This is a genomic window from Pseudoxanthobacter sp. M-2, from assembly GCF_046156265.1.
Taxonomy (GTDB): Bacteria; Pseudomonadota; Alphaproteobacteria; order Rhizobiales; family Segnochrobactraceae; genus CAMDHY01.
In genome coordinates, this window is record NZ_JAWDIR010000043.1 from 269975 (window position 1) to 292827 (window position 22853).

Annotated in this window: 24 protein-coding genes and 3 tRNA genes; 16 read left to right on the forward strand and 11 right to left on the reverse strand. The window is 69.9% G+C overall.

What is annotated here, in order from left to right; genetic code table 11:
* The first annotated feature begins 79 nt into the window (after positions 1-79).
* The 4 genes from RUR49_RS18885 to RUR49_RS18900 all read left to right on the forward strand — a co-directional run bounded on the left by RUR49_RS18885 (position 80) and on the right by RUR49_RS18900 (position 5307).
* The gene (locus RUR49_RS18885; RefSeq protein ID WP_409147955.1) at positions 80-1183 is read left to right on the forward strand and encodes a linear amide C-N hydrolase; all 1104 of its coding nucleotides are present in this window, start codon (positions 80-82) and stop codon (positions 1181-1183) included.
* A 250-nt stretch (positions 1184-1433) separates the two neighbouring features.
* A complete protein-coding gene (locus RUR49_RS18890) occupies positions 1434-3767 on the forward strand; it encodes a mechanosensitive ion channel family protein (RefSeq protein ID WP_409147956.1) in 2334 nt (777 codons plus the stop codon).
* A gap of 68 nt (positions 3768-3835) precedes the next feature.
* Entirely contained in the window at positions 3836-4822 is a 987-nt protein-coding gene (locus RUR49_RS18895) for a zinc-dependent alcohol dehydrogenase family protein (RefSeq protein ID WP_409147957.1), read from the forward strand.
* Positions 4823-4860: 38 nt separating this feature from the next.
* Entirely contained in the window at positions 4861-5307 is a 447-nt protein-coding gene (locus RUR49_RS18900) for a host attachment protein (protein ID WP_409147958.1), read from the forward strand.
* Between the two features lie 90 nt (positions 5308-5397).
* Here the strand turns inward: RUR49_RS18900 and RUR49_RS18905 are convergent, their stop codons facing one another.
* The gene (locus tag RUR49_RS18905; RefSeq protein ID WP_409147959.1) at positions 5398-6102 is read right to left on the reverse strand and encodes a fumarylacetoacetate hydrolase family protein; all 705 of its coding nucleotides are present in this window, start codon (positions 6100-6102) and stop codon (positions 5398-5400) included.
* A 151-nt stretch (positions 6103-6253) separates the two neighbouring features.
* Positions 6254-7282 carry a LacI family DNA-binding transcriptional regulator gene (locus tag RUR49_RS18910; protein WP_409147960.1) on the reverse strand — a complete coding sequence of 343 codons (1029 nt, stop codon included), beginning with the start codon at positions 7280-7282 and terminating at the stop codon, positions 6254-6256.
* Positions 7283-7498: 216 nt separating this feature from the next.
* On the opposite strand from RUR49_RS18910, the gene RUR49_RS18915 reads away from it, so the two are divergent.
* The 5 genes from RUR49_RS18915 to fghA all read left to right on the forward strand — a co-directional run bounded on the left by RUR49_RS18915 (position 7499) and on the right by fghA (position 11267).
* The gene (locus RUR49_RS18915) at positions 7499-8383 is read left to right on the forward strand and encodes an NAD(P)-dependent oxidoreductase (protein WP_409147961.1); all 885 of its coding nucleotides are present in this window, start codon (positions 7499-7501) and stop codon (positions 8381-8383) included.
* Positions 8380-8781 (forward strand): cupin domain-containing protein, encoded by a 402-nt coding sequence (locus RUR49_RS18920; protein WP_409147962.1) that lies wholly within the window; start codon positions 8380-8382, stop codon positions 8779-8781. The genes RUR49_RS18915 and RUR49_RS18920 overlap by 4 nt, the downstream gene beginning before the upstream one ends.
* Positions 8782-8995: 214 nt before the next feature.
* Positions 8996-9277 carry a metal/formaldehyde-sensitive transcriptional repressor gene (locus RUR49_RS18925; RefSeq protein WP_409147963.1) on the forward strand — a complete coding sequence of 94 codons (282 nt, stop codon included), beginning with the start codon at positions 8996-8998 and terminating at the stop codon, positions 9275-9277.
* 30 nt (positions 9278-9307) lie between these two features.
* Positions 9308-10420: an S-(hydroxymethyl)glutathione dehydrogenase/class III alcohol dehydrogenase gene (locus tag RUR49_RS18930; protein ID WP_409147964.1), complete on the forward strand. Its 1113-nt coding sequence runs from the start codon at positions 9308-9310 to the stop codon at positions 10418-10420.
* 10 nt (positions 10421-10430) lie between these two features.
* On the forward strand, positions 10431-11267 hold the full coding sequence (fghA, locus tag RUR49_RS18935) for an S-formylglutathione hydrolase (protein WP_409147965.1): 837 nt from the start codon (positions 10431-10433) through the stop codon (positions 11265-11267).
* A 54-nt stretch (positions 11268-11321) separates the two neighbouring features.
* Here the strand turns inward: fghA and RUR49_RS18940 are convergent, their stop codons facing one another.
* From RUR49_RS18940 to RUR49_RS18965, 6 genes are all read right to left on the reverse strand, one after another.
* Positions 11322-13679, reverse strand: a complete 2358-nt coding sequence (locus RUR49_RS18940; RefSeq protein WP_409147966.1) for a xanthine dehydrogenase family protein molybdopterin-binding subunit — start codon at positions 13677-13679, stop codon at positions 11322-11324.
* Positions 13676-14149 carry a (2Fe-2S)-binding protein gene (locus RUR49_RS18945; RefSeq protein ID WP_409147967.1) on the reverse strand — a complete coding sequence of 158 codons (474 nt, stop codon included), beginning with the start codon at positions 14147-14149 and terminating at the stop codon, positions 13676-13678. Before RUR49_RS18945 ends, RUR49_RS18940 begins: the two co-directional genes overlap by 4 nt.
* Before the next feature lie 14 nt (positions 14150-14163).
* Positions 14164-15015, reverse strand: a complete 852-nt coding sequence (locus RUR49_RS18950; RefSeq protein WP_409147968.1) for an FAD binding domain-containing protein — start codon at positions 15013-15015, stop codon at positions 14164-14166.
* A gap of 365 nt (positions 15016-15380) precedes the next feature.
* Positions 15381-15455, reverse strand: a tRNA-Glu gene (locus tag RUR49_RS18955).
* Positions 15456-15619: 164 nt separating this feature from the next.
* Positions 15620-16066 carry a lactoylglutathione lyase gene (gene gloA / locus RUR49_RS18960; protein ID WP_409147969.1) on the reverse strand — a complete coding sequence of 149 codons (447 nt, stop codon included), beginning with the start codon at positions 16064-16066 and terminating at the stop codon, positions 15620-15622.
* A gap of 138 nt (positions 16067-16204) precedes the next feature.
* Positions 16205-16435 (reverse strand): hypothetical protein, encoded by a 231-nt coding sequence (locus RUR49_RS18965; protein ID WP_409147970.1) that lies wholly within the window; start codon positions 16433-16435, stop codon positions 16205-16207.
* A gap of 192 nt (positions 16436-16627) precedes the next feature.
* On the opposite strand from RUR49_RS18965, the gene RUR49_RS18970 reads away from it, so the two are divergent.
* The 7 genes from RUR49_RS18970 (at position 16628) to RUR49_RS19000 (ending at position 20932) form a co-directional block, all read left to right on the forward strand.
* Entirely contained in the window at positions 16628-17392 is a 765-nt protein-coding gene (locus tag RUR49_RS18970) for an SIR2 family NAD-dependent protein deacylase (protein WP_409147971.1), read from the forward strand.
* Positions 17389-18642: an NAD(P)/FAD-dependent oxidoreductase gene (locus tag RUR49_RS18975; protein WP_409147972.1), complete on the forward strand. Its 1254-nt coding sequence runs from the start codon at positions 17389-17391 to the stop codon at positions 18640-18642. Before RUR49_RS18970 ends, RUR49_RS18975 begins: the two co-directional genes overlap by 4 nt.
* 299 nt (positions 18643-18941) lie before the next feature.
* Positions 18942-19496, forward strand: coding sequence for a cold-shock protein (locus RUR49_RS18980; protein ID WP_409147973.1), 555 nt, complete (start codon positions 18942-18944; stop codon positions 19494-19496).
* 47 nt (positions 19497-19543) lie between these two features.
* Entirely contained in the window at positions 19544-20092 is a 549-nt protein-coding gene (locus tag RUR49_RS18985; RefSeq protein WP_409147974.1) for a DUF192 domain-containing protein, read from the forward strand.
* 161 nt (positions 20093-20253) lie between these two features.
* A tRNA-Pro gene (locus tag RUR49_RS18990) sits at positions 20254-20330 on the forward strand.
* 131 nt (positions 20331-20461) lie between these two features.
* Positions 20462-20782, forward strand: coding sequence for an ETC complex I subunit (locus RUR49_RS18995; protein WP_409147975.1), 321 nt, complete (start codon positions 20462-20464; stop codon positions 20780-20782).
* Between the two features lie 74 nt (positions 20783-20856).
* Positions 20857-20932 (forward strand) — tRNA-Arg (locus RUR49_RS19000).
* A 66-nt stretch (positions 20933-20998) separates the two neighbouring features.
* Here the strand turns inward: RUR49_RS19000 and RUR49_RS19005 are convergent.
* The 3 genes from RUR49_RS19005 to RUR49_RS19015 form a co-directional block, all read right to left on the reverse strand.
* On the reverse strand, positions 20999-22207 hold the full coding sequence (locus RUR49_RS19005; protein ID WP_409147976.1) for a hypothetical protein: 1209 nt from the start codon (positions 22205-22207) through the stop codon (positions 20999-21001).
* The gene (locus RUR49_RS19010) at positions 22197-22478 is read right to left on the reverse strand and encodes a winged helix-turn-helix domain-containing protein (RefSeq protein WP_409147977.1); all 282 of its coding nucleotides are present in this window, start codon (positions 22476-22478) and stop codon (positions 22197-22199) included. Before RUR49_RS19010 ends, RUR49_RS19005 begins: the two co-directional genes overlap by 11 nt.
* 160 nt (positions 22479-22638) lie before the next feature.
* The gene (locus RUR49_RS19015; RefSeq protein WP_409147978.1) at positions 22639-22851 is read right to left on the reverse strand and encodes a phage head-tail joining protein; all 213 of its coding nucleotides are present in this window, start codon (positions 22849-22851) and stop codon (positions 22639-22641) included.
* Positions 22852-22853 lie beyond the last annotated feature (2 nt).

Here is a 22853-nt window from a genome sequence, read left to right on the forward strand (position 1 = left end):
CGCGACGCACCACCGATGTGGCAGCCAGACCTGCTAGCGTGGCAGGCTGACCCAGGACATCAGACCGGGAGCACCCGCAATGACGACGAACAAGTCCGCCCATGGTGCGCTCCGCGCACCGCTGCTCGCGCTGTGCGTGGCGATCGCCGCCGCCCCGGTCGCCGAGGCGTGCACGCGCGCGGTCTATCTCGGGACGGACGACATCGTCGTCACCGGCCGTTCGATGGACTGGGCCGAGGACATGCACTCCAACCTGTGGGCCTATCCGCGCGGGATCAAGCGCGACGGCGCGGCCGGACCGACGTCTCCGACGTGGGTTTCGAAGTACGGCAGCCTCACAGTCTCCGGATACGACGTGGGCACCGCCGACGGCATCAACGAAGCGGGGTTGGTGGCGAACCTGCTCTATCTCGCCGAGTCCGACTACGAGACCGGCGACAGCAGCACGCCGCCGATGTCGATCAGCCTGTGGGCGCAATATGCGCTCGACAACTTCGCCACCGTCGCCGAGGCGGTGACGGCGCTCCGGGCGGAGCCGTTCCGCATCATCGCCCCGGTGCTGCCGAACGGTAAGCCGGCTCAGCTGCACCTGGCGCTGTCTGATGCGAGCGGCGATTCCGCCATCTTCGAGTACATCGGCGGCAAGCTCGTCATCCACCATGGCCGCCAGTACCAGGTGATGACCAACTCTCCGAGCTTCGACCAGCAGCTCGCGCTGAACGAGTACTGGAAGGGTATCGGCGGGCTGACGTTCCTGCCGGGGACCAACCGCGCCGCCGATCGGTTCGCCCGCGCCTCGTTCCTGATCAACGCCATCCCGACCACCACGGACCCGAACTACATCAAGGCGGTGCCGGGCCAGAGCTACGTCAACCAGGCGGTCGCGAGCACGCTCAGCGTCATCCGCAGTGTCAGCGTGCCGCTCGGCATCACCACGCCGGGCGAGCCGAACATTTCCTCCACGCTCTGGCGCACGGTCGCCGACCAGAAGAATCGCGTCTACTTCTTCGATTCAGCGACCAGCCCGAACGCCTTCTGGGTGCCGCTCGCCGACCTCGACTTCACCGAGGGCGCGCCGGTGAAGAAGCTCGCCGTCGCCGGCGGCCGGGTCTACTCGGGCAACGCCGCGGCGAGCTTCGAGGCGGCGACGCCGTTCGCCTTCCTCCCGGCGGACGCGAAGTAGCGCGAAGGAGGAGGGCGCGGCGCGACCCCTTCCGGTCGCGCGCACCACCGCGTGGCAGCGCTTTCGGCCGGTCGGTGGCTGCTCGTGGTCGACGGTCTCCAGTCATCGCAAGCACATGGATTTGTGCAGCCGCGGAAAACCGATCCCCGACCGCTGTCGTAGACGCTAGGCGGATATCGCGACCTGCGGGCATGGTGGTGGGCATCCACTCGGCGCGGTGCTGCAAAGACATCGAACGACGTGCAGGGGGGTGACGGTTTACCGCCGTCGCGGCATGGGAGTTCGGTGGGGGAGCCGATCAGCCATGTGCGACCGTGGTAAGTCTCGGCTATTGCACGGCAGTTTCGCCGCGATCCTGTTCGTTGCCTTCTTGTTGGCGGCCGAACGGGTTGCGGCGCAAGCCCAGATCACCGACCCGGCCGCCTCTGCCGCGCAGACGGTGCAGGGGGCCGCGGAGACCACGGCCGGTGGGGCGGATGCCGTGCCGGAGCCCGCTTCGTCACCGTCCCCCGGTGGCGATCCCCTCGGGCTGCTGGCGGACGAGCAGGCCCACGTCGCGGAGGCAGCGCTTGCCTCAACCCTCCGGGACCTGCGGGCCAAGCTGAGGGCGGCGGTCGGGCGGGCATCGAGTGTGCCTGGCGAAATCCTGACTGTCCTTGAAAGAGACGAGATCGCGCTCGGGCGAGAGTGGCTGCTCGATGCCATGCTCGTCGGTCTTCTCGGCATCGCCGTCGGCTGGGGAGTGGCAGCCGCCTTCGAGCGGCTGACGCTGAGGCGGACAGTGAAGCCGGCCGTGGACGAAGAGGCCCGCACTGCCCGCATCATCGGCGATGCGTTGCTACAGATCGCGAGCACGATGATCCTGATCGTCGTCGGCTATGTCGTGATCGAGGTTCTCGACGTCGGCGTCGACGTGCAGCACCTCACGTCGTTGATCCTCCTGCTGGTCGTCGCCTGCACGCGCGGTGCTCTGCTCATCGTCCGCACCTCGCTGATGCCGGGCGATCCGCCGGGAACGGCGAGTGCCGCCGACGTGGTCCGGCTGCGGCGATGGCTGACGGCCTTCATTCTCATCTTCGCCGTCACCGACGGGCTCGACTGGTGGCTCATCGCACTCGACGTGAGCCAGGAGGCACGCGACATCGGCGCCGGCGTGCTCAGCCTCGTCATCGTCCTGGCGCTCTCGGCGCTGGTCATCGCGAACCGGAACACCGTTCCGGCTGTATTCCGCCACTCCGGCCGCAGGCACCGACCCGAGGGTGGCGTGCTCGCGCAGTTCTGGTGGGTCTTCGCGATCCTCTTCTTCATGCTGTCCTGGGCGGTGCGCGTTGTTCGCCTGCTGCTCGACCTGCCGGGACCGGAGGGGCTGGTGCGGGGCCCGATCGGGCTGCTGTTCATCGGGCTGATCGCCTACGGTCTCGTCTGCCATGCGATCAACCGCTTGATGCGACGCTCGCCGGCAATCTTCGTCGGCGGCCCCGGGGGACGTCGCCTTCGCGACTATCGCGATCTTTCCCACGACGCCGCGGCACTTCTGATCGTGCTCGCCGCCTTCGCCGTCCTCGCCCAGTGGTGGGGGCTCGCCCTCGCCCACGGGCAAGACGGATTGATTGTTGCCAAGATCGCCGCGATCAGCGTCGCGGCGTGGATCTTCTGCGATCTCGTCCGTGTCGCGATCGATCGCAAGCACGCGCGAGAAGGCGGCATTCCGAACACTGTCGCCGAGGACGTCTCGTTCTCACCGCCGCCGGCCGGGCGATCGCGTCTGGCGACACTGCTGCCTTTCGTCCGCCTCACCGTGCTCGTGGCGATCGGCGTGATCAGCGTGACGATGGCCCTGTCGGAGCTCGGCATCGACCTTCTTCCGCTGATCGCCAGCGCCAGCATCTTCGGAATTGCTCTCGGCTTCGGCTCGCAGGCACTCATTCGGGACGTGATGGCGGGAGCGTTCTTCCTGATCGACGATGCCTTCCGCGTCGGCGAGTACGTCGACCTCGGAGGTGGCACCAAGGGCCTGGTCGAGAAGACCTCGCTCCGCTCGTTCCAGTTGCGGCACCATCGCGGGGCACTGCACACCATCCCGTTCGGCGACATCAAACAGATCACGAATCTCTCGCGCGACTGGGCGATCACCAAGATCGCTCTGCTCTGTCCCCACGGCACCGACATCGAAGCGGTGCGGAAGGTGACGGAAAGGGCGGGGGAGGCGTTGCTCGGAGATCGGGAGGTGGGCGGTTACTTCATCGAGCCGCTGAAGATGAGCGGTGTCGGAGAGATCTCCGTCCGCGGGATCACGGTCTCGATCAAGTTCATGTCGCCTCCCGACGTGGCCCACCACGTGAAGAAGGCGGTCAATGCCAGACTGGCGGTGGAGTTCGCCGCTGCCGGCATCTCCCTCGCCGGACCGCCGCTGTCGCTTCGCTTCACGGACCAGCCGAATCCGGCCGTCCCGGATGCCTACGCCGGGCCGGACGTCGACAGGACCCGCGTGCCCAGCCAGGCGGATCGCGCTGTGTCACCACCAGCCGAGCGGTCGCCAGCCGCTCTTGCGATCGATCAAGGCAGCCCTCCCTCGGTTCCCTAGGATCGCGCACAACGAACCCCTGGTCAGCCAACGGCGTGACGGGCTGGGTCGTTGCGAGGTTGGCGACGATGTGGGCGATGCAACTCGAGCGGATCGGCGGGCCTCTGGTCGCCGTCGAGCGGCCCGACGCCGTGGCGGGGCCGGGGGAGGTGGCGATCCGGGTGACCGCCTGCGGCGTCTGTCGCACGGACCTGCATGTCGTCGACGGCGATCTGCCGGACCCGGTTCTGCCGATCGTGCCGGGTCACGAGATCGTCGGCCAGGTGTCGGCGCTCGGCGCGGGCGTCGAGGGCTTCCAGATTGGTGAGCGCGTCGGCGTCGGCTGGCTCGGCGCCACCTGCAGCCATTGCGAGTTCTGCCGGGAGGGCCGCGAGAACCTCTGCGACAAGCCTGCCTTCACCGGCTTCACGCGCAATGGCGGGTTCGCCACCCAGGCGGTCGCCGATGCCCGCTACGTCTATCCGCTCGGCGAGGAGGGCGACGACGCGGCGGTGGCGCCGCTTCTCTGCGCCGGGCTGATCGGCTGGCGGTCGCTGGTGATGGCGGGGGAGGGCGAGCGGCTGGGGCTCTACGGCTTCGGTGCCGCCGGCCACATCATCCTGCAGGTCGCGCGCTGGCAGGGGCGACGCGTCTTCGTCTTCACGAAGCCGGGGGACACGGCCGCCCAGGATCTCGCGCGCAGCCTCGGGGCGGAGTGGGTGGGCGGCTCCGACGAGCTGCCGCCCGAGCCGCTGCACGCGGCGATCATCTTCGCACCCGTGGGGACGTTGGTGCCGGCGGCGCTGAAGGCCGTCCGCAAGGGTGGGCGCGTTGTCTGCGCCGGCATTCACATGAGCGACATTCCGGGTTTCCCCTACCGCTGGCTATGGGGCGAGCGGCAGGTGATGTCAGTCGCCAACCTGACGCGCGCCGACGCCGACACCTTTCTGCGGATCGCGCCCCAGGCGGGCATCCACACCCATGTCACCCGCTACGCGCTCACGGATGCGAACGCCGCCCTCGACGACCTGCGCTCGGGCCGCCTCACCGGCGCCGCGGTGCTGGTGCCGAATTGAGACGGGCCGCCCCGCGGCCCAGAGAGTAGGAGACCACCATGAAGCTTCGGATCCCCCACGACGCCGCCGTCATCGTCTGCGACGGCCAGAAGGCGCTGTTCCTGCGCAACGAGGGCGACGAGGAGTTCCCGAACCTGAAGGTCGAGCGCGTCTCGGAGGCCGAGGAAAAGGGCCGCACCAGCGACCTCGGCACTGACCGTCCGGGCCGGACGCAGAACGCCGCCGGGCCGACGAGCGCGATGGAGCCGACGGACTGGCACGCCCGGGCCGAGCGGCACTTCGCCGAGGAGACGGCGCGCGCGGTCGCGGCGATCCACGACAAGGACCACAAGCGCAAGATCGTGCTGGTGGCGCCGCCGAAGACGCTCGCGGCGCTGCGTGAGACGCTCGGCGAGACGCTGCGGCCGAGCATGCTGGCCGAGATCGACAAGGACCTCACCCACCACCCCGTCCACGAGATCGAACGGCTGCTGACGGCCGCCTGACGCGGACGACAGGACTGGCGCCTCGGGTGCCGACTGACGGAATGAGGCTGACGCCCGCGGGCGCCAGCCTCTCATGCGCTCTGCGGCGGCTCAGGCGCCGGCGCGCAGGCGGACGCTGACGCGGCCCACGCCGGCGATCTCGAAGGCGACTTCCGTGTCTTCCGGGGCGAGGAAGATCGGCGGCACGACCGAGCCCAGGATGACGATGTCGCCCTTGCGCAGCCGCTCGCCGCCGGCGGCCAGCGTGTCGGCGCAGGTCCGCAGGATCTCCACGAACCGGCCGGTGTTGGCCTCGACGTCCTCGACGCTCGCGTGGGTCTCGCCGTTGCGTCGCACGGTTCCCCGCAGCCGCGACCAGTCGAAGCCCGCGCCGGCGGGCCGGAAGGGTCCGGTCAGCACGTGGCGGTGGAAGATGTTGTGGGCGAGGATCTTCTCGGCGTCCTCGGGCGGGAAGAACAGGTCCGCGAGCTCGATCGCCGGCGCAAAGGCCTCGATGGCGACGCTGGTGAACGCCGCACCGTCGGCCACGTCGGCGCCGATGCGCACCGCAATCTCCGGCTCGGCCACCGGCTTCACCCAGCCGGACAAGTCGGCCTCGGCGCCGGAGGCAAGGACGCTCGCCTCCATCATGTAGCCGACCAGCGGGCCGGAGAGCGAGAACTTGGCAAGCGCCGCCGGCGTGCCGAAGCCGAGCTTCCAGCCGATCGGCCGTTCGCCCGCCGCGATCCGGGCGGTCCGCTCGGCGAACTGGGGCACCATGCCGGCGGCGACGGATTGAGTTTGATAGGTGGGCACGGGGTCGCCTCGCCGGATTGGGGGAGCATCGGTCTTCAACCGCCCGGAGCGGACGATCAGCGCGGCAAACGATTGCCACAGGAGTTCTGTCCCTGGCAACCGGCCGCCGTCGGCGAGCCTTGATGGACAGGCGCCGTCGCCGGTCGGTGGCTCAGACGACGGTGGGGCGTGCGCGGGCGGTGGAGCCGCGGACGACGAGGTCGACCGGCAGCATGGCGCTGCGATCGAGGCCGGGTTTACCCTCGATCAGATCGACGATCATGTCGGCGGCGCGCGCACCCATCTGGTGCTTGGGGACGCGCACGGTGGTGAGCGGCGGCGTCAGCCGGTCGACCATGATCATGTCGTTGAAGCCGGTGACGGCGACGTCCCCCGGGCACTCGAGGCCGCGGCGGCGCAGCGCCGTGATGGCGCCGACGGCGAGGCGGTCGTTGGCGCAGACAAGCGCGGTGAAGGGCGGGGCGGTGGCGAGCAGCGTCTCGGTGCAGCGCTCGCCCTCTTCCTCGCGGTAGCCGCGCGCCACCGCCACGGGTGGCGGGCCGCCGAGGCCGAGCGCCTCGCAGGCGGCGAGGAAGCCGCGCTGGCGCAGCACGCCCGTCGACAAATGCTGCGGGCCGGCGATCGCCGCGATGTTGCGGTGACCGAGGGCGACCAGGTGGGTGACGATGGCATCCATGCCGGCCGCCTCGTCGGCGATGACCGAGGGAACGTCCGAATCGAAGACCTGGCGGTTGACGGTGACGACGGGCGTCGCGTCGCGCCACTCCTCCCGCGACGGGTCGGCATTGATCTCGACGCTCGCGAGAAGCAGCCCGTCGACGCCACGGTCGCGCAGCATCGTCACCATCTCGCGCTCGCGGCGGGCGTCTCCGTCGGTGTTGGCGACGATGGCGACATAGCCGCGGCGGGCGAGCGCATCCTCGATGCCGCGGATGATCGGCGGGAAGGCGGGGTCGGTGATGTCGGGGATGATCACGCCGATCATCCGTGTGCTGTTGGTCTTCAGCGAATAGCCGGCGCTGCTCTTGCGGTAGCCGAGCGCCCGGCTCGCCCGCTCGATCCGCTCGGCGAGCTCGCCCGAGACGCGGTGCGGGGAGGACGGATCGAGGGCGCGCGACACCGTCGACAGGTGCACGCCGACGGCGTCCGCCACGTCCTTCAGGGTTACGCGCCTCTTCATGCCGTCATCGAGACTGGGACCGGGATCGAGAGAAGGGACGATGTCGCTGGACGCTAACGGAGTTCCTCGTTTGCGTCGATGCGACGCGCACTGTCGGACCCGGGATAGACACCCCGGCGGATGTATGGCAATCGTTTGCACGGAATTTGCCGGCCGGCAATGCCTCCTGTTCGAGGCGATGGAGCGGTGCGGCGAGGAAGGCTCGGAGGTGACAACGTGAAGGTAGGCTTCATCGGTTTGGGTGCCATGGGACAGGAGATCGTCCCGAGGCTTTTGGCGGGCGGCCATCAGGTCGTCGGCTGGAACCGCTCGCGCGACAAGGCCGAGCCGCTGATCGCGCTGGGCATGGGCTGGGCCGAAAGCCCGAAGGCGCTCGCCGAGGCGTCCGAGGTGGTGCTGTCGATCGTCACCGACGCAAAGGCCGTCGAGGCCGTGGCCCTCGGTGAGAACGGCGTGCTCGCGGGACTTTCGCCGGACGCCGTCTATGCAGACATGAGCACGATCGCTCCCGACGCGAGCCGCCGCATCAGCGACGCCTTCCGCGCCGCCGGCAAGATCATGCTCGACGCGCCGCTCTCCGGCAGCCCGGTGACGCTGCGCCAGGGCCTCGCCTCGATCATGGTCGGCGGCGACAAGGCGGCGATGGAGAAGGCGGCACCCGTCTTCCTGTCGATCGGCCCGAAGCTGACGCACATCGGCGACAGCGGCCTCGCCGTGCAGATGAAGATCGCCATCAACCTCTGCCTCATGGTCGAGGTCATCGTGTTCGGCGAGGCGATCGCCCTCGCCGAGAAGGGCGGCGTCAAGCGCGAGGTCGCCGTCGACGCGATGCTGAAGAGCGTCGCCGCCTCGCCGGTGCTCGGCTACCGCGGCCCGTTCATCATCGAAGGCCAGATGCCCGATGTGCCGCTGGCAGACGTGACGCTGCAGCAGAAGGACATGATCCTGGCGCTCGACCTCGCTCGCAAGCAGGGCAGCGTCGTGCCGCTCGCCGCCGCCGCCAACGAGATGATGAACGCCTGCCGCGGCCTCGGCATCGACCATCGCGATTTCGTCACGGCGTTCGACGTCTATCGGCGCCTGGGAGGAGACAACTCGTGACCGTGAAGCCCTATCGCACCCGTATCGAAGACGTGCCGCTCGTCAAAGGCCTCAAGGAGGAGGACGGCTGGTACGACATGCAGGTCCGCTTCTGCGTCGACAAGGCGACCGTCGGCACCGACAACGTGCTCGGCTGGACCGTGCTGCCGCCGGGCGCCAAGCACGACAAGCATCGCCACTTCCACTGCGACGAGTTCCTCTTCGTCATCTCCGGCAGCGGCTACATCTACACCGACGAGGGCACCGAGCCCTCGAAGGCCGGCGACGTGGTGTTCACGCCGCGCGGCCACTGGCACGGCTTCAACAACACCGGCGACGTCGACGCGGTGCTGGCCTGGGGCTGGATCGGCGCGGGCTCGCTGGAAGACGCCGGCTACGAGGTGCCGTCCGAGGAGTGATCCTCCGGGCCTTCGGGCCCGCAGTTCCTGACGCGATCGCAACGACGGCGGGCTTGCCCGCCGTCGTTTGCGTTTGAGGGGAGGGAGCCGGAACGAGCGGCGCGCGGCACCGAGTTGCTGGTCTGGAGCCAAGCTGCTGCACCCTTGAACGCATACCCCGGGCAGTATATGGGGGTACTGCCATGGGTACCCCAAGGGCGCCCCCGGAGAGGCAATGCCGCATTCACCAGACGACAAGAAGCGTGCGCTCGCCCGCCTGCACCGTATCAAGGGGCAGGCCGAGGGGCTGGAGCGCGCCATCGAGGCGGGAGCGGAATGCGGGCTGCTGCTGCAGCAGATTGCCGCCTTGCGGGGGGCGGCGGGCGGGCTGATGGCGGAGGTGCTGGAAAGCCACCTGCGCGAGACGCTCGGGGAGGCCCCTGACAACGGCCGGCCGGCGCTCGCCGCCGACGATCTCGCCGACATCACCAAGATGCTGCGGACCTACCTGAAATAGCCGACACACTGCGATCTGAGGAAACAGTCCATGCAAACGCGCGCCGCCGTCGCCTGGGAAGCCAAGAAGCCGCTCACCATCGAGACCATCGAGATCGGCGGGCCGAAGCCCGGCGAGGTGCTCGTCGAGGTGATGGCGACGGGCGTCTGCCACACCGACGCCTACACGCTCGACGGCTTCGATTCGGAGGGCAAGTTCCCGGCGATCCTCGGCCACGAGGGCGCCGGCATCGTCCGCGAGGTGGGTGCAGGCGTCACCTCATTGAAGGTCGGCGACCACGTCATTCCGCTCTACACGCCGGAATGCCGGCAGTGCAAAACCTGCCTGTCGCAGCGCTCGAACCTCTGCACGGCGATCCGCGCCACCCAGGGCCAGGGCCTGATGCCCGACCGCACCAGCCGCTTCTCCTGCAACGGCGGCGAGGTGTTCCACTACATGGGCTGCTCGACGTTCGCGAACTTCACGGTGCTGCCGGAGATCGCGCTGGCGAAGGTCCGCGAGGATGCTCCGTTCGACAAGATCTGCTACATCGGCTGTGGCGTGACGACCGGCATCGGCGCCGTCGTCTACACGGCGAAGGTCTGGCCCGGCGCCAACGTCGTCGTCTTCGGGCTCGGCGGCATCGGCCTCAACGTCATCCAGGGCGCCCGCATGGTCGGCGCCGACAAGATCATCGGCGTCGACATCAACCCGGCCAAGGTCGAGATGGCTCGGAAGTTCGGCATGACCGACTTCATCAACCCGACGGACGTCGGCTCCGACAAGGTCGTCTCGGCCATCCAGGACCTCACCGACGGCGGCGCCGACTTCACCTTCGACTGCACCGGCAACGTCAACGTCATGCGCCAGGCGCTGGAGGCCTGCCACCGCGGCTGGGGCACCTCGATCGTCATCGGCGTGGCGCCGGCGGGTGCGGAGATCGCGACGCGGCCGTTCCAGCTCGTCACCGGCCGCAACTGGCGCGGCTCGGCCTTCGGCGGCGCCCGCGGCCGCACCGACGTGCCGAAGATCGTCGACTGGTACATGGAGGGCAAGATCAACATCGACGACCTGATCACCCACACCATGCCCCTCGACGAGATCAACACCGCCTTCGACCTGATGCACGAGGGCAAGTCGATCCGCTCCGTCGTGATCTACTGAGGGCGCGGGTATGGAAACGATCTCGAAGGCGAAGGCCCACGGCGGCGTCCAGGGCGTCTACCGGCACGAGTCGACCACGACAAAGACCCCGATGACGTTCGCCGTGTTCGTGCCGCCGCAGGCAGCTGACGGCAAGGTGCCGGTGCTCTGGTACCTCTCCGGCCTCACCTGCACCCATGCGAACGTCACGGAAAAGGGCGAGTACCGGGCGGCGGCGGCGAAGCACGGCGTCATCCTGGTGGCGCCGGATACGAGCCCGCGCGGGCCCGGCGTGCCGGACGAGCCGGACAACTGGCAGTTCGGCTCGGGCGCCGGCTTCTATGTCGACGCCACCGAGGCGCCCTATGCCACGAACTACCGGATGGCCTCCTACATCCTCGACGAGCTGCCGGCGCTGATCGCGGCGGAGTTCCCCGCCGACCTGAGCCGGCAGGGCATCTTCGGCCACTCGATGGGCGGCCACGGCGCGCTGACGATGGCGCTGAAGCACGCCGACCGCTTCCGCTCGTGCTCGGCGTTCGCGCCGATCGTGCAGCCGTCGACGGCGGAGTGGTCGCGGCCGGCGCTGACGAAGTATCTCGGCGCCGACGAGGGCGCGTGGCGCGCCTACGATGCGGTAGCTCTGATCGAGGACGGCAAGCGTTTCCCGGAGTTCCTCGTCGACCAGGGCACGGCCGATTCGTTCCTGACGACGGGGCTGCGGCCGGCACTGCTGGAGGCGGCCTGCCGGAAGGCCGGCATCCCGATGACGCTGAACATGCGGGAAGGCTACGACCACTCCTACTACTTCATCTCGACCTTCATGGCCGACCACGTCGCCTGGCATGCCGAGCGGCTGGCGGGGTAGGGCGGCGGTCGACGGCGCGGCAGAGAGTGAACACCGGGCGCATTCGCCGGGTGTTCACTCTGACGAGCCGTGTGGCCGCAACAGGTTGTCGGCAAAGGCCGGCTCGATATGGGGCAGGGTGAGTTCCGGCTCGCGGCCGAGCAGCAGTGCGAGGACGCGGGGCGGGGTCAGCGGCAGTTCCTGCACGCGCCGACCCGTGGCTTTCGTCACCGCACAGGCGACCGTCGCGCCGACGTTGAGGATCGGCACCTCGCCCGCGCCCTTGATGCCGAGCGGCCCGAGCGAGGGCGCGCCCTCGTAAAGATCGACCTCGACCGGCACCACGTCGCCGGCGAGAGGGACGCGGTAGGTCTCGAAGCCGCACTGGCGGATGCGGCCTAGATCGTCGACGGTCACCTCCTCGTGCAGCGCATAGCCGAGCCCCTGCACCACGCCACCCTGAATCTGGCCGCCGATGGCGCTTCGGTTTAGCGCGCGACCGACGTCCTGCACCACGCGGTAGCTCAGCACCTCGACGTGGCCGGTGTCGCGGTCGACCGCCACCTCGCAGTCGTGGACGGCGAAGACGGGGATATCGATCGCGTCGATGAAGTGACCGGCGACGCAGCCCGGCAGGGGCGGGACGCCCGTGCGCGTGGCGGCGCCGGTGCCGCCGATGGGTCCGAGTGCGGCCTGGGCCCGCGCTGCCACCTCGGCGATCGTGAAGCCCTTGCCATTGGGGCCGGCGATCTCGATCCGTCCGTTCGCCATCACGAGATCGTCGGGGGTGGCCTCCAGCAACCCGGCCGCGAAGGCCAGCAGCTTGGTGCGCACGTCCTGCGCCGCCGCGAGGCTGGCGGCGCCGAGCGAGGTGGTCTGCCGCCCGCCCCCGACGCCGACGTCGTAGCCGGCGGCATCCGTGTCGGCCTGGCGCACGATGACGTCCTCGGGGCGGATGCCGAGGGTCGCGGCGACGATCTGCGGCAGGCCCTGCATCATCGAGCCGGAGCCGATCTCGACGCCGGAGGTGACGAGGGTGGCACTGCCGTCGGCGTTCATATTCACCGTCGCAGCCGACGGTCCCGTGAACACGAACCAGGTGCCCACCGTCGTCGCCCGACCGTAGAGGCGCCCGTCGTCGACCTTCTGCGGCGTCGCTCTGGCGCGCAGCGCCTCCATGCGTTCGAGCATGGGGCCCAGCACGTCGCCCTCGAACACCTGACCGGTGGCGCCGAGGTCGCCGTCGCCAAGGACGGCGCGCCGGCGAAAGGCTAGCGCGTCCATGCCGATCGCGGCGGCAATCTCGTCGGTGTGACGCTCGAGCGCGAAGGTGTTGTAGACGCCGTTGCAGGCCCGGAAGGCGCCGTTGGGTGCGGTATTGGTGTAGACGGCGCGCGTGGCGAGGCGGACAGCGCCGAGCTTGTAGTTTCCGCCGAGCGTGTGGGCGGTCATGGTTGTGAGGAAGATCTGCTCGCCGCCGTGGGCGCCGCAATCCATCAGCACGACGGCCTCGCGACCGGCGATCTCGCCGTCGCGGGTGACCGCCGAGCGGATCAGGATCTCCGCGTTCTCGCGGAACAGGCACGTGAGCATCTCCTCCTCGCGCGAGTTGACGAGGCGCACCGACCGGCCGCTCTTTTTCGCCAGCAATGCGGCGAAGGGTTCAATGGCGATGTCGAACTTGAGGCCGAAGGCACCGCCGACCGGAGGCACCGTCACGCGCACCTGCGAGGCGGGCACGCCGAGGAAGCGCGCGGTGGCGTTGCGGATCGTCCACGGGACCTGGGTGGAGGTCTCGATGTGGAACCGGTCCTCCTCGTAGCGCGCCACCACCGCCCGCGGCTCGAACGCCATGTGGTTCTGCCGGCCGACGCGAAAGGTGCTCTCGACGATCGTGACGTCCGGTCTGGCGAAGGCGGCGTCGACGTCGCCGCGCACGACGGTCGCCTCCCAGGCGACGTTGCCGGCGCGGGCGCCGCCGACCGGCAGCACCTCGTAGTCCTGCCACTCCGGATGCACGAGGGGCGCGCCCGGGGCGAGGGCGTCGGCCATGGTGACGACGGCCGGCAGCGGCTCGATCACCACCTCGATCGCCGAAAGCGCCGCCTGCGCCTGTTCCGGCGTGTCGGCGGCGACGGCGGCGAGCGGTTCGCCGACATAGCGCACCTGCCCGTCGGCGAAGAGCGAATGATCGGAGACGCCGATGCCGAAGCGCCCCGGCGCATCGGCTGCGGTGGCGACGGCGCGCACGCCCGGCAGCGCGGCGGCCTTCGACGTGTCGACACTCACGAGACGCCCCGACGCGACCTCGGCGCGCAGGACGGCGGCGTGCAGCATGCCGGGGGCGCCGCGATCGATGGTGTAGCGGGTGCGCCCGGTCAGCTTGTCGCGGGCGTCACGGCGGCGGAATTCCATCACGGCATCGACGGTCATCGGCGCACCTCCGCGCGGGCGGCGGCAACGGCGAGTGCTGCCTCGACGATGCGCTCGTAGCCGGTGCAGCGGCAGATATTGCCGGTGAGCGCTGCCCGGACCTCGTCCCGGCTCGGCCGCGGCGTGTGCGCGAGGAAGTGGCTGAGCGCCATCACCATGCCGGGAAAGCACATGCCGCACTGCACGGCGTCGCCTTGCTCGAGGCGTGACTGGATGTCGGTGAGGCCGCCGCCGGACGAGATTCCTTCGATCGTGACGACATCGCAGCCGCCGACTAGGCCGACGGGGGTGAGGCAGGACACGGTCGGCTCGCCATCCACCAGCACGGTGCAGGCGCCGCAGAACCCCTCGCGGCACACCGGCTTCGCACCGGTGAGGTGGAACTCGTCCCGCAGCACGTCGATGAGCGGGGTCAGCGGGTCACGGGCAGATCGCCTCGCCTCGCCGTTCACTGTCATGTCGGTCGGCATCATGACCCTCGTGATCAAAGAAGCGCTGCGACGGCGCGCCGGGCCAGGGCCGGCAGCACGGCGACGCGGTACCAGCCCGGCGCGTCGATGCCGTCGCGCCCGTTGAAGTCCTCGGCGAGATCGGCTGCGGCTCGCTCGGCCGACCTGGCGTCGAGCGGGGCGCCCGTGAGCGCGGCCTCGAGCGCAGGCCAAAGACGGGCGACGGGCTCGACCGATCCGACGGCGACGCGCACCCGGGCGACGTGGCCGGATCCGTCCCGCGTCACCGCTATGCTCAGGATTGCGACCGGATAGTCCCCTGCCTTGCGCAGCGGCAGACGGGCGTGGGCGCTCCGGGCCGCCGAGCGCGGAACCCTGATCTGCGTCAGCAGCCGCCCCGGTTCCAGCGTGTCGCGTGCCGCGAGGAATGCCTCCAGCGTCAGGCGCTGCACCCCCGCCCGCGAGGCGATGTCGACCTCCGCTTCCAGGCACAGCAGCGCTGGGACGAGATCGGCGGCCGCAAAGCCGGCGGTGCTGAGGTTTCCGCCCACCGTGGCGGCCCGGCGCACGGCCGGGTTGGCGGATCGGCCGGCCGCCGTCGCGAGCCCCTGCAGGTCCGGGACGTCGCGGAGGGCCTCGGCGAGGCGTGCATGGGTGACGCCGGCGCCGATGACGACGTGATCGTCATGCACCTCGACCCGGCCGAGTTCCGCAACGCGACCGAGACCGACATAGGCCGGGCTCATGGCCTCGTGGCGAAGCGGCGCACGCATGATCCAGGTGCCGCCGGCGAGGGGCGCCCCGCCAGCGCCGCGCTCGGCCAGCGCATCGAGGGCGTGCGCCAGGGAGGGAGCGACGTAGAGGGAGGGATGGGAGGATGGCGTCATCCAAATTCCTCTGTCGGTCACCACGCGTGCGTCGGGCGAGCTTGCGGGGCGCACAAAAAGTCCCGTTCCCCAATCGGTCGGATCGCGGGTTCGGCGCACACGATCTCGCGGCATGTCCGAAGGGTCGGTGTGGCAGAGGGATTAAAGCCCGCTTCGCCGCAATCCCTCTTGGCGGAGAGCGCAGCGAGTTTTGTGCCAGAGAGCGAAGCGAGAGGATTCCCGGGAGTGGACGGGGGGCGCCGCAGCGGGCTTGCTGGGCTACCGACGCGTCATCAGCGCCCAGCGCCACACGCGGCGCTGCGGCAGTGCCTGAGCGAGCCGCGCTCGCCGGACGGCCGATTGGTTGCTGACGGTCTTTGGGGAATTGGCGCGCCCTAGGGGAATCGAACCCCTCTCTCCACCGTGAAAGGGTGGCGTCCTAACCGATAGACGAAGGGCGCGGCCGGCCGGCGGGCTCCGCAAAGAACCTGCCGGCGCGGTCTTATAGAAGCGGCGGCGCGCGTCGGCAAGGCGAAGCGGGTGCGTTAGGACGTCTTGCGGTGACCGACGATCAAGAGCCCGTTCTTGCGGGCCTGCAGGGCAGTGGGCCCCATCGCCCCCGCCCTCACCAGTGGCCGGTGTTCGGCATCGACAGCCACGGCTCGGCCGGGGCCTTCGCCTCGCCCTTCTGCAGGAGCTCGACCGACTGGCGGTCGGGCGAGCGGACGAAGGCCATCCGGCCGTCGCGCGGCGGGCGGTTGATCGTCACGCCGGCCGCCTGCAGACGGGCGCAGGTCTCGTAGATGTCGTCTACCTCGAAGGCGAGGTGGCCGAAGAAGCGGGCCTCGCCATAGTCCTCCTCGCTGCCCCAGTTGTAGGTGAGCTCGACCAGCGGCGCCCGTTCGGCCGCGGCCCCGCGGGCCTCGTCGTCGGGGGCGGCGAGGAAGACGAGGGTGAACTTGCCGGCTTCCGACGAATGGCGGCGCACCTCCTTCATGCCGAGCTTGGTGCAGTAGAAGTCGAGGGCTGCGTCGAGGTCGCGCACGCGCAGCATGGTGTGCAGGTACTTCATGTCGATCTCCCGTTCACCCGCGGCGCCTCGGCGCGCGGGCCATTCGGCGGGGAGGTCAGCACGGAACCCGGATACCGGCAAGACGCGGCGGCGGACGGAGCGGCACCGGTGCGAGGCAGCGCCACCTGTCGTCCCGCCTCAGCGGCCGGCGCGTCGGATGAGCGCAGCGCCGAAACAGGCGGCGAGCGTGATCGAAGCCGCGGCGAGGCCGACGCAGATGACGCCGGCCGGCGTGATGCGTGCCGTCGCCCGCATGGAGACACGCTCCCCGAGCCGCAGCTCGTAGCTTGCGCGCATCTCCTCGGGGTGCGTCGCCGGGTCCGCTAGCGTCTCCAGGGGCGCTCCTGTCGTCGCAACATTCGTCCCCATCGGTTGTTCCTCGCTGGCCTGCGCCGCCGCGCGTGACGTCGAGGGTCAGTGTGGCCGATGGGGAAGGAGGCAGCCAGTCCCCCGCGCCCGGCGGATCGGCCAATCAGACGGCGGGCACCGTGCCGCACCGGCTTGCCGCCGGCGCCGTTGTCGGAAACGATGCATCCGGCGGGGACGATCGGGAGCGACGGGATGCGGGTCTTCGAGGAGGTGGATGCGGCGCGGACGCGGCTCGGGGAGATGATCGCCGAGGCGAGCCGGATCGTCGTCTTCACCGGCGCCGGCATCTCGACCGAATCCGGCATCCCTGATTTCCGCAGCCCCGGCGGCATCTGGTCGAAGATGAAGCCGATCATGTTCGACGAGTTCATGGCCTCGGAGGAGACGCGGCTCGAGGACTGGCGGCGGCGCTTCAAGATGGCGCGCGAGTTTACCGCCGTGGCGCCGAATGCCGGCCACCGGGCGATCGCGGCGCTGCTCGCCTCGGGGCGGGCGGGCGCGGTGATCACCCAGAACATCGACCGGCTGCACCAGCGCGCCGGCGCGCACGACGCGGCGGTGGTGGAACTGCACGGCAACGCCTTCGGCGCCGCCTGCCTCGAATGCGGGCTTGAGACGACCCTCGCCGCGGCCGAAAAGACCATCGCCGAGACGGGCCGGGCGCCGCGCTGCACGGCATGCGGCGGCATCGTCAAGTCGACCATCATCTCGTTCGGCCAGCCAATGCCGGCCGACGCCATGCGGCGGGCCCAGGCGGAGGCGCGCGACTGCGACCTCTTCCTGGCGATCGGCTCGTCGCTGGTCGTCTATCCCGCGGCGGGAATTCCCCTCGTCGCCAAGCAGGCGGGAGCCCGCTTCGCCATCCTCAACCGCGAGGCGACGGAACTCGATCCGTTGGCCGACGCGGTGCTGCGGGGCGGCATCGGCGAGGTGCTCGGGCCGTTCGCGCTCGGATGACGACGGTATCGAAGATCGACGCGGTCGTTCTCGGTGCCGGCATCGTCGGCGTCTGCGCCGCCCTTCACCTGCAGGCCCGCGGGCGATCGGTGTTGCTGGTCGACCGGCGTGGGCCGGGGGAGGAGACGAGCTTCGGCAATGCCGGGCTGATCGAGCGCGCCAGCATCGTTCCCTATGCCTTTCCGCGGACGGTGCGCGAGGTGCTGCGCTACGCCTCCAACCGCGCCTCGGCGGTGCGCTACGATCCACTGTTCCTGCCGCGCATCACGCCGTGGCTGTTCGCCTACTGGCGCCACTCGTCGCCGAGTAGGCTCGCCGAGGCGGCGAGCGCCATGCTGCCGCTGATCGAGCGGTGCCTCGACGAGCATGATGTCCTCATCGCTGCCGCGGGAGCGGAGGACGTGGTGCGCCGGGACGGCTGGATCGAGGCGTTCCGGACGCCGGCGGCCTTCGACCGCGCCGTCGCAGCCACATCGGCGGCGGCTGCGCTGGGGCTGCGGTTCGAGATCCTGGACTCCCGCTCGCTGCACGAGCGCGAGCCGGGCCTGACGGGCGCCCTGCGTGGCGCCGTGCACTGGCTCGATCCGGTTGCCGTGCGCGATCCTCATGCGCTGACAATGCGTTATTTCGATCTCTTCATCTCGCGTGGCGGCAGCTTCCAGACGGGTGACGCACAGACGCTCGACCGCCAGGCGGCCGGCTGGTCGGTCACGACCTCGGCGGGGACCACCGAGGCCCGTGATGCGGTCGTGGCGCTCGGGGCGTGGTCCGGCAGGCTGGCCCAGCGCTTCGGCCATCGGGTGCCGCTGGCGGTGAAGCGCGGCTATCACATGCACTACGCGGCCACGCCCGGTGCGGAGCTGACCCGGCCCATCCTCGACGACGAAGGGGGCTACGTGCTCGCGCCAATGACGCGCGGCATCCGGCTCACCACCGGCGTCGAGATGGCGGCCGCCGATGCGCCCGCCTCGCCGCTGCCGCTGTCGCGCTGCGAGCCGCTCGCCCGTCAGATCCTGCCGCTCGGCGCGCGCCTCGACGCGACGCCCTGGATGGGACTGCGACCGGCGCTGCCGGACATGCGGCCGGTGATCGGGGCGAGCGGGCGCCAGCCGGGCCTCTGGTTCAGTTTCGGCCACGCGCACCATGGGCTGACGCTGGCGGCGGTGAGCGGGCGGCTCCTCGCCGAACTCGTCACAGGGGAGGAGCCGGTCGTCGATTCCAATCCCTATGCCATCGCCCGCTTCGGCTGACCGACCCGTCCTGCCGAGACCCGGCGTTAACGGCTTTGGACGCCGCCTCAAGATTTCCGGTGGCCTGAACCCTGACGAATGCTATCGTGCACCATCACGCATGCCTGCGGGGGCTAGCGTTCGATGGGTGGGATCGTTCGACAGGCGGGGTTCGGGCGGTGAATATGGGGGCGAAATCCTCGGGCGTCGCACACGCCGAGGCGAACGGTCCGGACCCGATGCGGTCGGAGGGCCAGACGCCGTCCTTGCACGGCGGTTCCGCCGGCTTCGGCGGCTTGCACGAACACGACGCTGCCGAGATGACGCCGCTCGACGGCGCGGGCGCTGATTCCGGCCTCGATGTGATCGAGATCGCCGGGGCGATCAAATGGTTCGACGTCTCCAAGGGATACGGGTTCATCGTTCCCGACGACGGACGTCAAGACGTCCTGCTGCACGTCACCTGCCTGCGCCGCGGCGGTTTCCAGACCGCCTATGAAGGCGCGCGGGTGGTGTGCGAGGTGCTGGACCGGCCGAAGGGCCTGCAGGCGCTGCGCATCCTGTCGATGGACGAGTCCACGGCACCACATCCGGCCCAACTTCCGCCGCAGCGGACGAATGTACAGGTCACGCCGACGAGCGGAATAGAACGGGTACGCGTCAAGTGGTTCAACCGGGTGAAGGGTTACGGGTTCCTGACCCGGGGCGAGGGCACGGAGGACATCTTCGTGCACATGGAGACGCTGCGCCGTTTCGGGATCACGGAACTGCGGCCGGGGCAGATCGTCCAGGTGCGCTTCGGCAACGGGCCGAAGGGCCTGATGGCGGCGGAGATCCGCCCCGAGAGCGGCGGCCACATTCCGGCCTCGCACTGAACCGTCGCGACCAGGATCGGCCTTTCACCGCCGGCTACGGCCGCAGGGTGACGCGGGCCACGGCCGCCTTCACCCTCCCGGTCTTGCTGGGACTGACGCTATCGCTGGCATTGCCGGCGTCGTCGAGCCTTGCTGGCACCGCTGCGGCGCTCGTTCAGGCGACGGAGGCGCGTCCGGCGCCGATCGCTCGCCTCGTGCAGGCTGATGCGGCCGAAGACCTCGTCGCCGTCATCACGTCCGCGGGCGGCGAGCATCGCTTCACCATCGAGGTCGCTGACACGCCGGACGAGCGGGCGCAGGGCCTGATGTTCCGCGAGACGATGGCGGCCGACGCCGGCATGCTGTTCGACTATGGCAGCGACCAGGACGGCGTCGCCTTCTGGATGAAGAACACGCCGCTGCCGCTCGACATGATCTTCATCCGCGAGGACGGCACGATCACCCAGATCGCGGCGGACACCACGCCCTATTCGCTGGAGCCGGTCGCGTCGCGGGAGCCGGTCCGGTTCGTGCTGGAAGTCAACGCCGGCACGGCGGCGAAGCTCGGGATCGTGCCGGGCGACCGCCTGCGACACCCGCGCGTCACTGGGCCCTGAGGACCAGTTACCTCGCCTGACGGCACCGATTGCGCGCCGCCGAGCGGGCCCACGTCCGTCCGAAGCGCTCGGTCCGGCGATGGTGCCATGCGAGCGGCGCTGCGCGCGACCGCGCCGCTTGATCGGGGAGGGCGGAGGGGCTACGGAAGCAGACGACCGATCGGGGCATAGCTCAGCCTGGTAGAGCACGCGCTTTGGGAGCGCGGGGTCGCAAGTTCGAATCTTGCTGCCCCGACCAGACCGCAGGGTCTGGCCGGGACCCGTGGGCACCGGAGAGGTGGAACCGGCGGGAACGGCGGTCGGTTGAGCGGTGGATCCGCCGTCGGGGCGTCGAGTGCCGACGCGGTCACGCGGATGAGGGGATCGACGATGGTGACGAAGCCCGCAGTGGCCCGCATCTTCCGGCCGGCGAAGACGGCCATGCAGTCCGGTCGCGGCAAGACGCACCGCTGGGTGTTCGAGTATGCGCCCAACGTGGCGCGCACGGTCGAGCCGCTGATGGGCTGGACGTCCTCCAGCGACATGACGAGCCAGGTGAAGCTGTTCTTCGAGACGCGCGAGGAGGCGATCGCCTACGCCGAGCGCAACGCCATTCCGTTCGAGGTTTTCGAGCCTCACGACAGCAGCCCGAAGCGGATTTCCTACTCGGACAATTTCCGCACCGATCGCCTGGTGCCCTGGACGCACTGATCGACCCGTCCGGTGGGTGATCCCCGGAGCCGACCCGTCGGGTTGGTCATCGGCCGGGCGGCCGGTGTTGCTGCGGCCCCGTAGCTCAGAGGATAGAGCAGCAGCCTTCTAAGCTGTTGGTCGCAGGTTCGAATCCTGCCGGGGTCACCAACGATTACAACAGCTTAGGAGAATGCCGGCTAACGGTGTTTCACCTTCTGTTTCGCCACCTGTTTCCTATTCCGTTCCCTTCGCCCGGTGATGCCGCCGCAGCGACGCCACCGTCGAGGTCTGCTCTACCGACCCGCGGTTGTATCGGCCGGTCACCTTCGGGTCGGAATGCGTCGCCATCTGGCGGACGTGCTCCAACTCGGCGCCGGCGTCGAAGGCCTCTGTGATCGCGCCCGCGCGGGTGTCGCGCGACCAGATCGCATCCGGGATGCCCGCCTGCCGGGCGATGCGGCGCCAGAGGGCGGCGAACCAACGGTGCCGATAGGGGCGGCCCGTCTGCTCGTCGATCACCATCGGCCCGATGCGCCGTTCCTCCGGAACACGGGCGATCTCGGCCGCCACCAGGGGGAAGTCGGCAACGGTGAAGTTCGCCTTGGCGCCCGTCTTCGTCGTCTTCTTCGACAGGCGCCCGCCCGTGATGTCCTGCCACAACACGCCACCGCTCCAGCGGCGCCCGGCGTAAACGTGACCCCCAGTCACCTTTGCGTCCGGCGCTGGCTCCCATTTTCCGATGACGTCCGTCTGCCGCAGCGAGGTGTCGAACATCACCGCCGCCGCCATCGCCAACGAGGGACGCTTGGCCTCGTGCGCCGCAGCGATAAAGGCGAGCACCTGGCTATAGGAGGGTGCCTGTTCGCGCGGAGCCGGCATGGTGAAGCGCATCTCGGCGAGGATCTCGCGAAGGTCGCGGCAGCCGGGAAGGCGCATCACCACGCCCCACGAGACTATCCGGCGCAGCGTCTTCATCGCGCCCTGGGCCCGCCGGATCCGCGGTGACCCGTCCGGCGTCGCCGGCTTAGCGAAGTTCGTATGCCAGCGCCGGAGGTCGGCACCGGTGATGCGGTCGATGCGGCGGTCGCCCACGGCATCCACCAGCACCTTCGCCTCGACGTCGTAGACCCGCCCGGTGGCGAACGAGACGGTGCGCCGCGGGCTGTCGGGGTGCGTCTCGTAGATGCGGTTGAGCGACCGGATGGTGCCGTCGAAGCGCAACAGGCGAGCGCCGCCGCGGGCCTCCGATTCGCACCAGCTGGCAAGCTCGGCCGTCAGCTCGCGGCACTTGGCGGCGCGCTCGGCCTCGTCGTCCTGCCGCAGCCGCACCGTGCGTGGCCGGAAGGTCTTCGCCTCCGGCCGCTTGCTGGCGCGGGCCGCCGACCACCACCATTCGGCGCCGCGGACCTTCATCAGGCCTGGCGCCTCACCTTTAGTTCGCATTGTCGTCTCCCCAGTTTTCCGGCCCATCGGGAGCGAGGGGCAGGGGAGCCGAGTGGACGCCCAAGCCGGCGCGGCGGTCAAGGAAGGCGCGCACGGCGGGGAAGTAGCGGCGGCCGAAGATCGGGTCGCGCGCCGGGAAGCCGTCGCGCTCGAGGGTGCGGAAGATGGTGCGGGCCTTGTCCTCGCCGATGCCGAGGACGGCCGCGAGCTGCGCGTCGCTCACGAAGAGCGTCGCAGCCTTGGCTTCGGTCCTGGGGCTCGCGTCGGACATGGTCGTCACGCCTCCTGAAACAATCCCGGCCTCGCCACCCTTGACCCCCGTTATCCCACCGCGGCGCGGGGAGGATGGCTTTCGTCCCGACCGGCCGGGTGGCCGAGGTCATGGAGCGCCGCGGTAGTCTTTGAGCCGGACGGAATTCGTACGGCTGGCCCTAGAATCCCTTCGACGAGCCCACCCTGACGGTGTGGACGCGCCGGCCCTCGGCGGCAGCGATCTGCCGCTCGAGGTCGGCGATGGCGGCGGCGAGGTCGCGGTCGTTCTGATAGACCACGCGCTCGTCGCCGTTCTGGACTTCGCGCACGCCAGCGGCGCGCGAGGTCCGAAGTCGGTCGAGCTGCTCGCGCAGCTCGGTGGTCGTCGTCATCG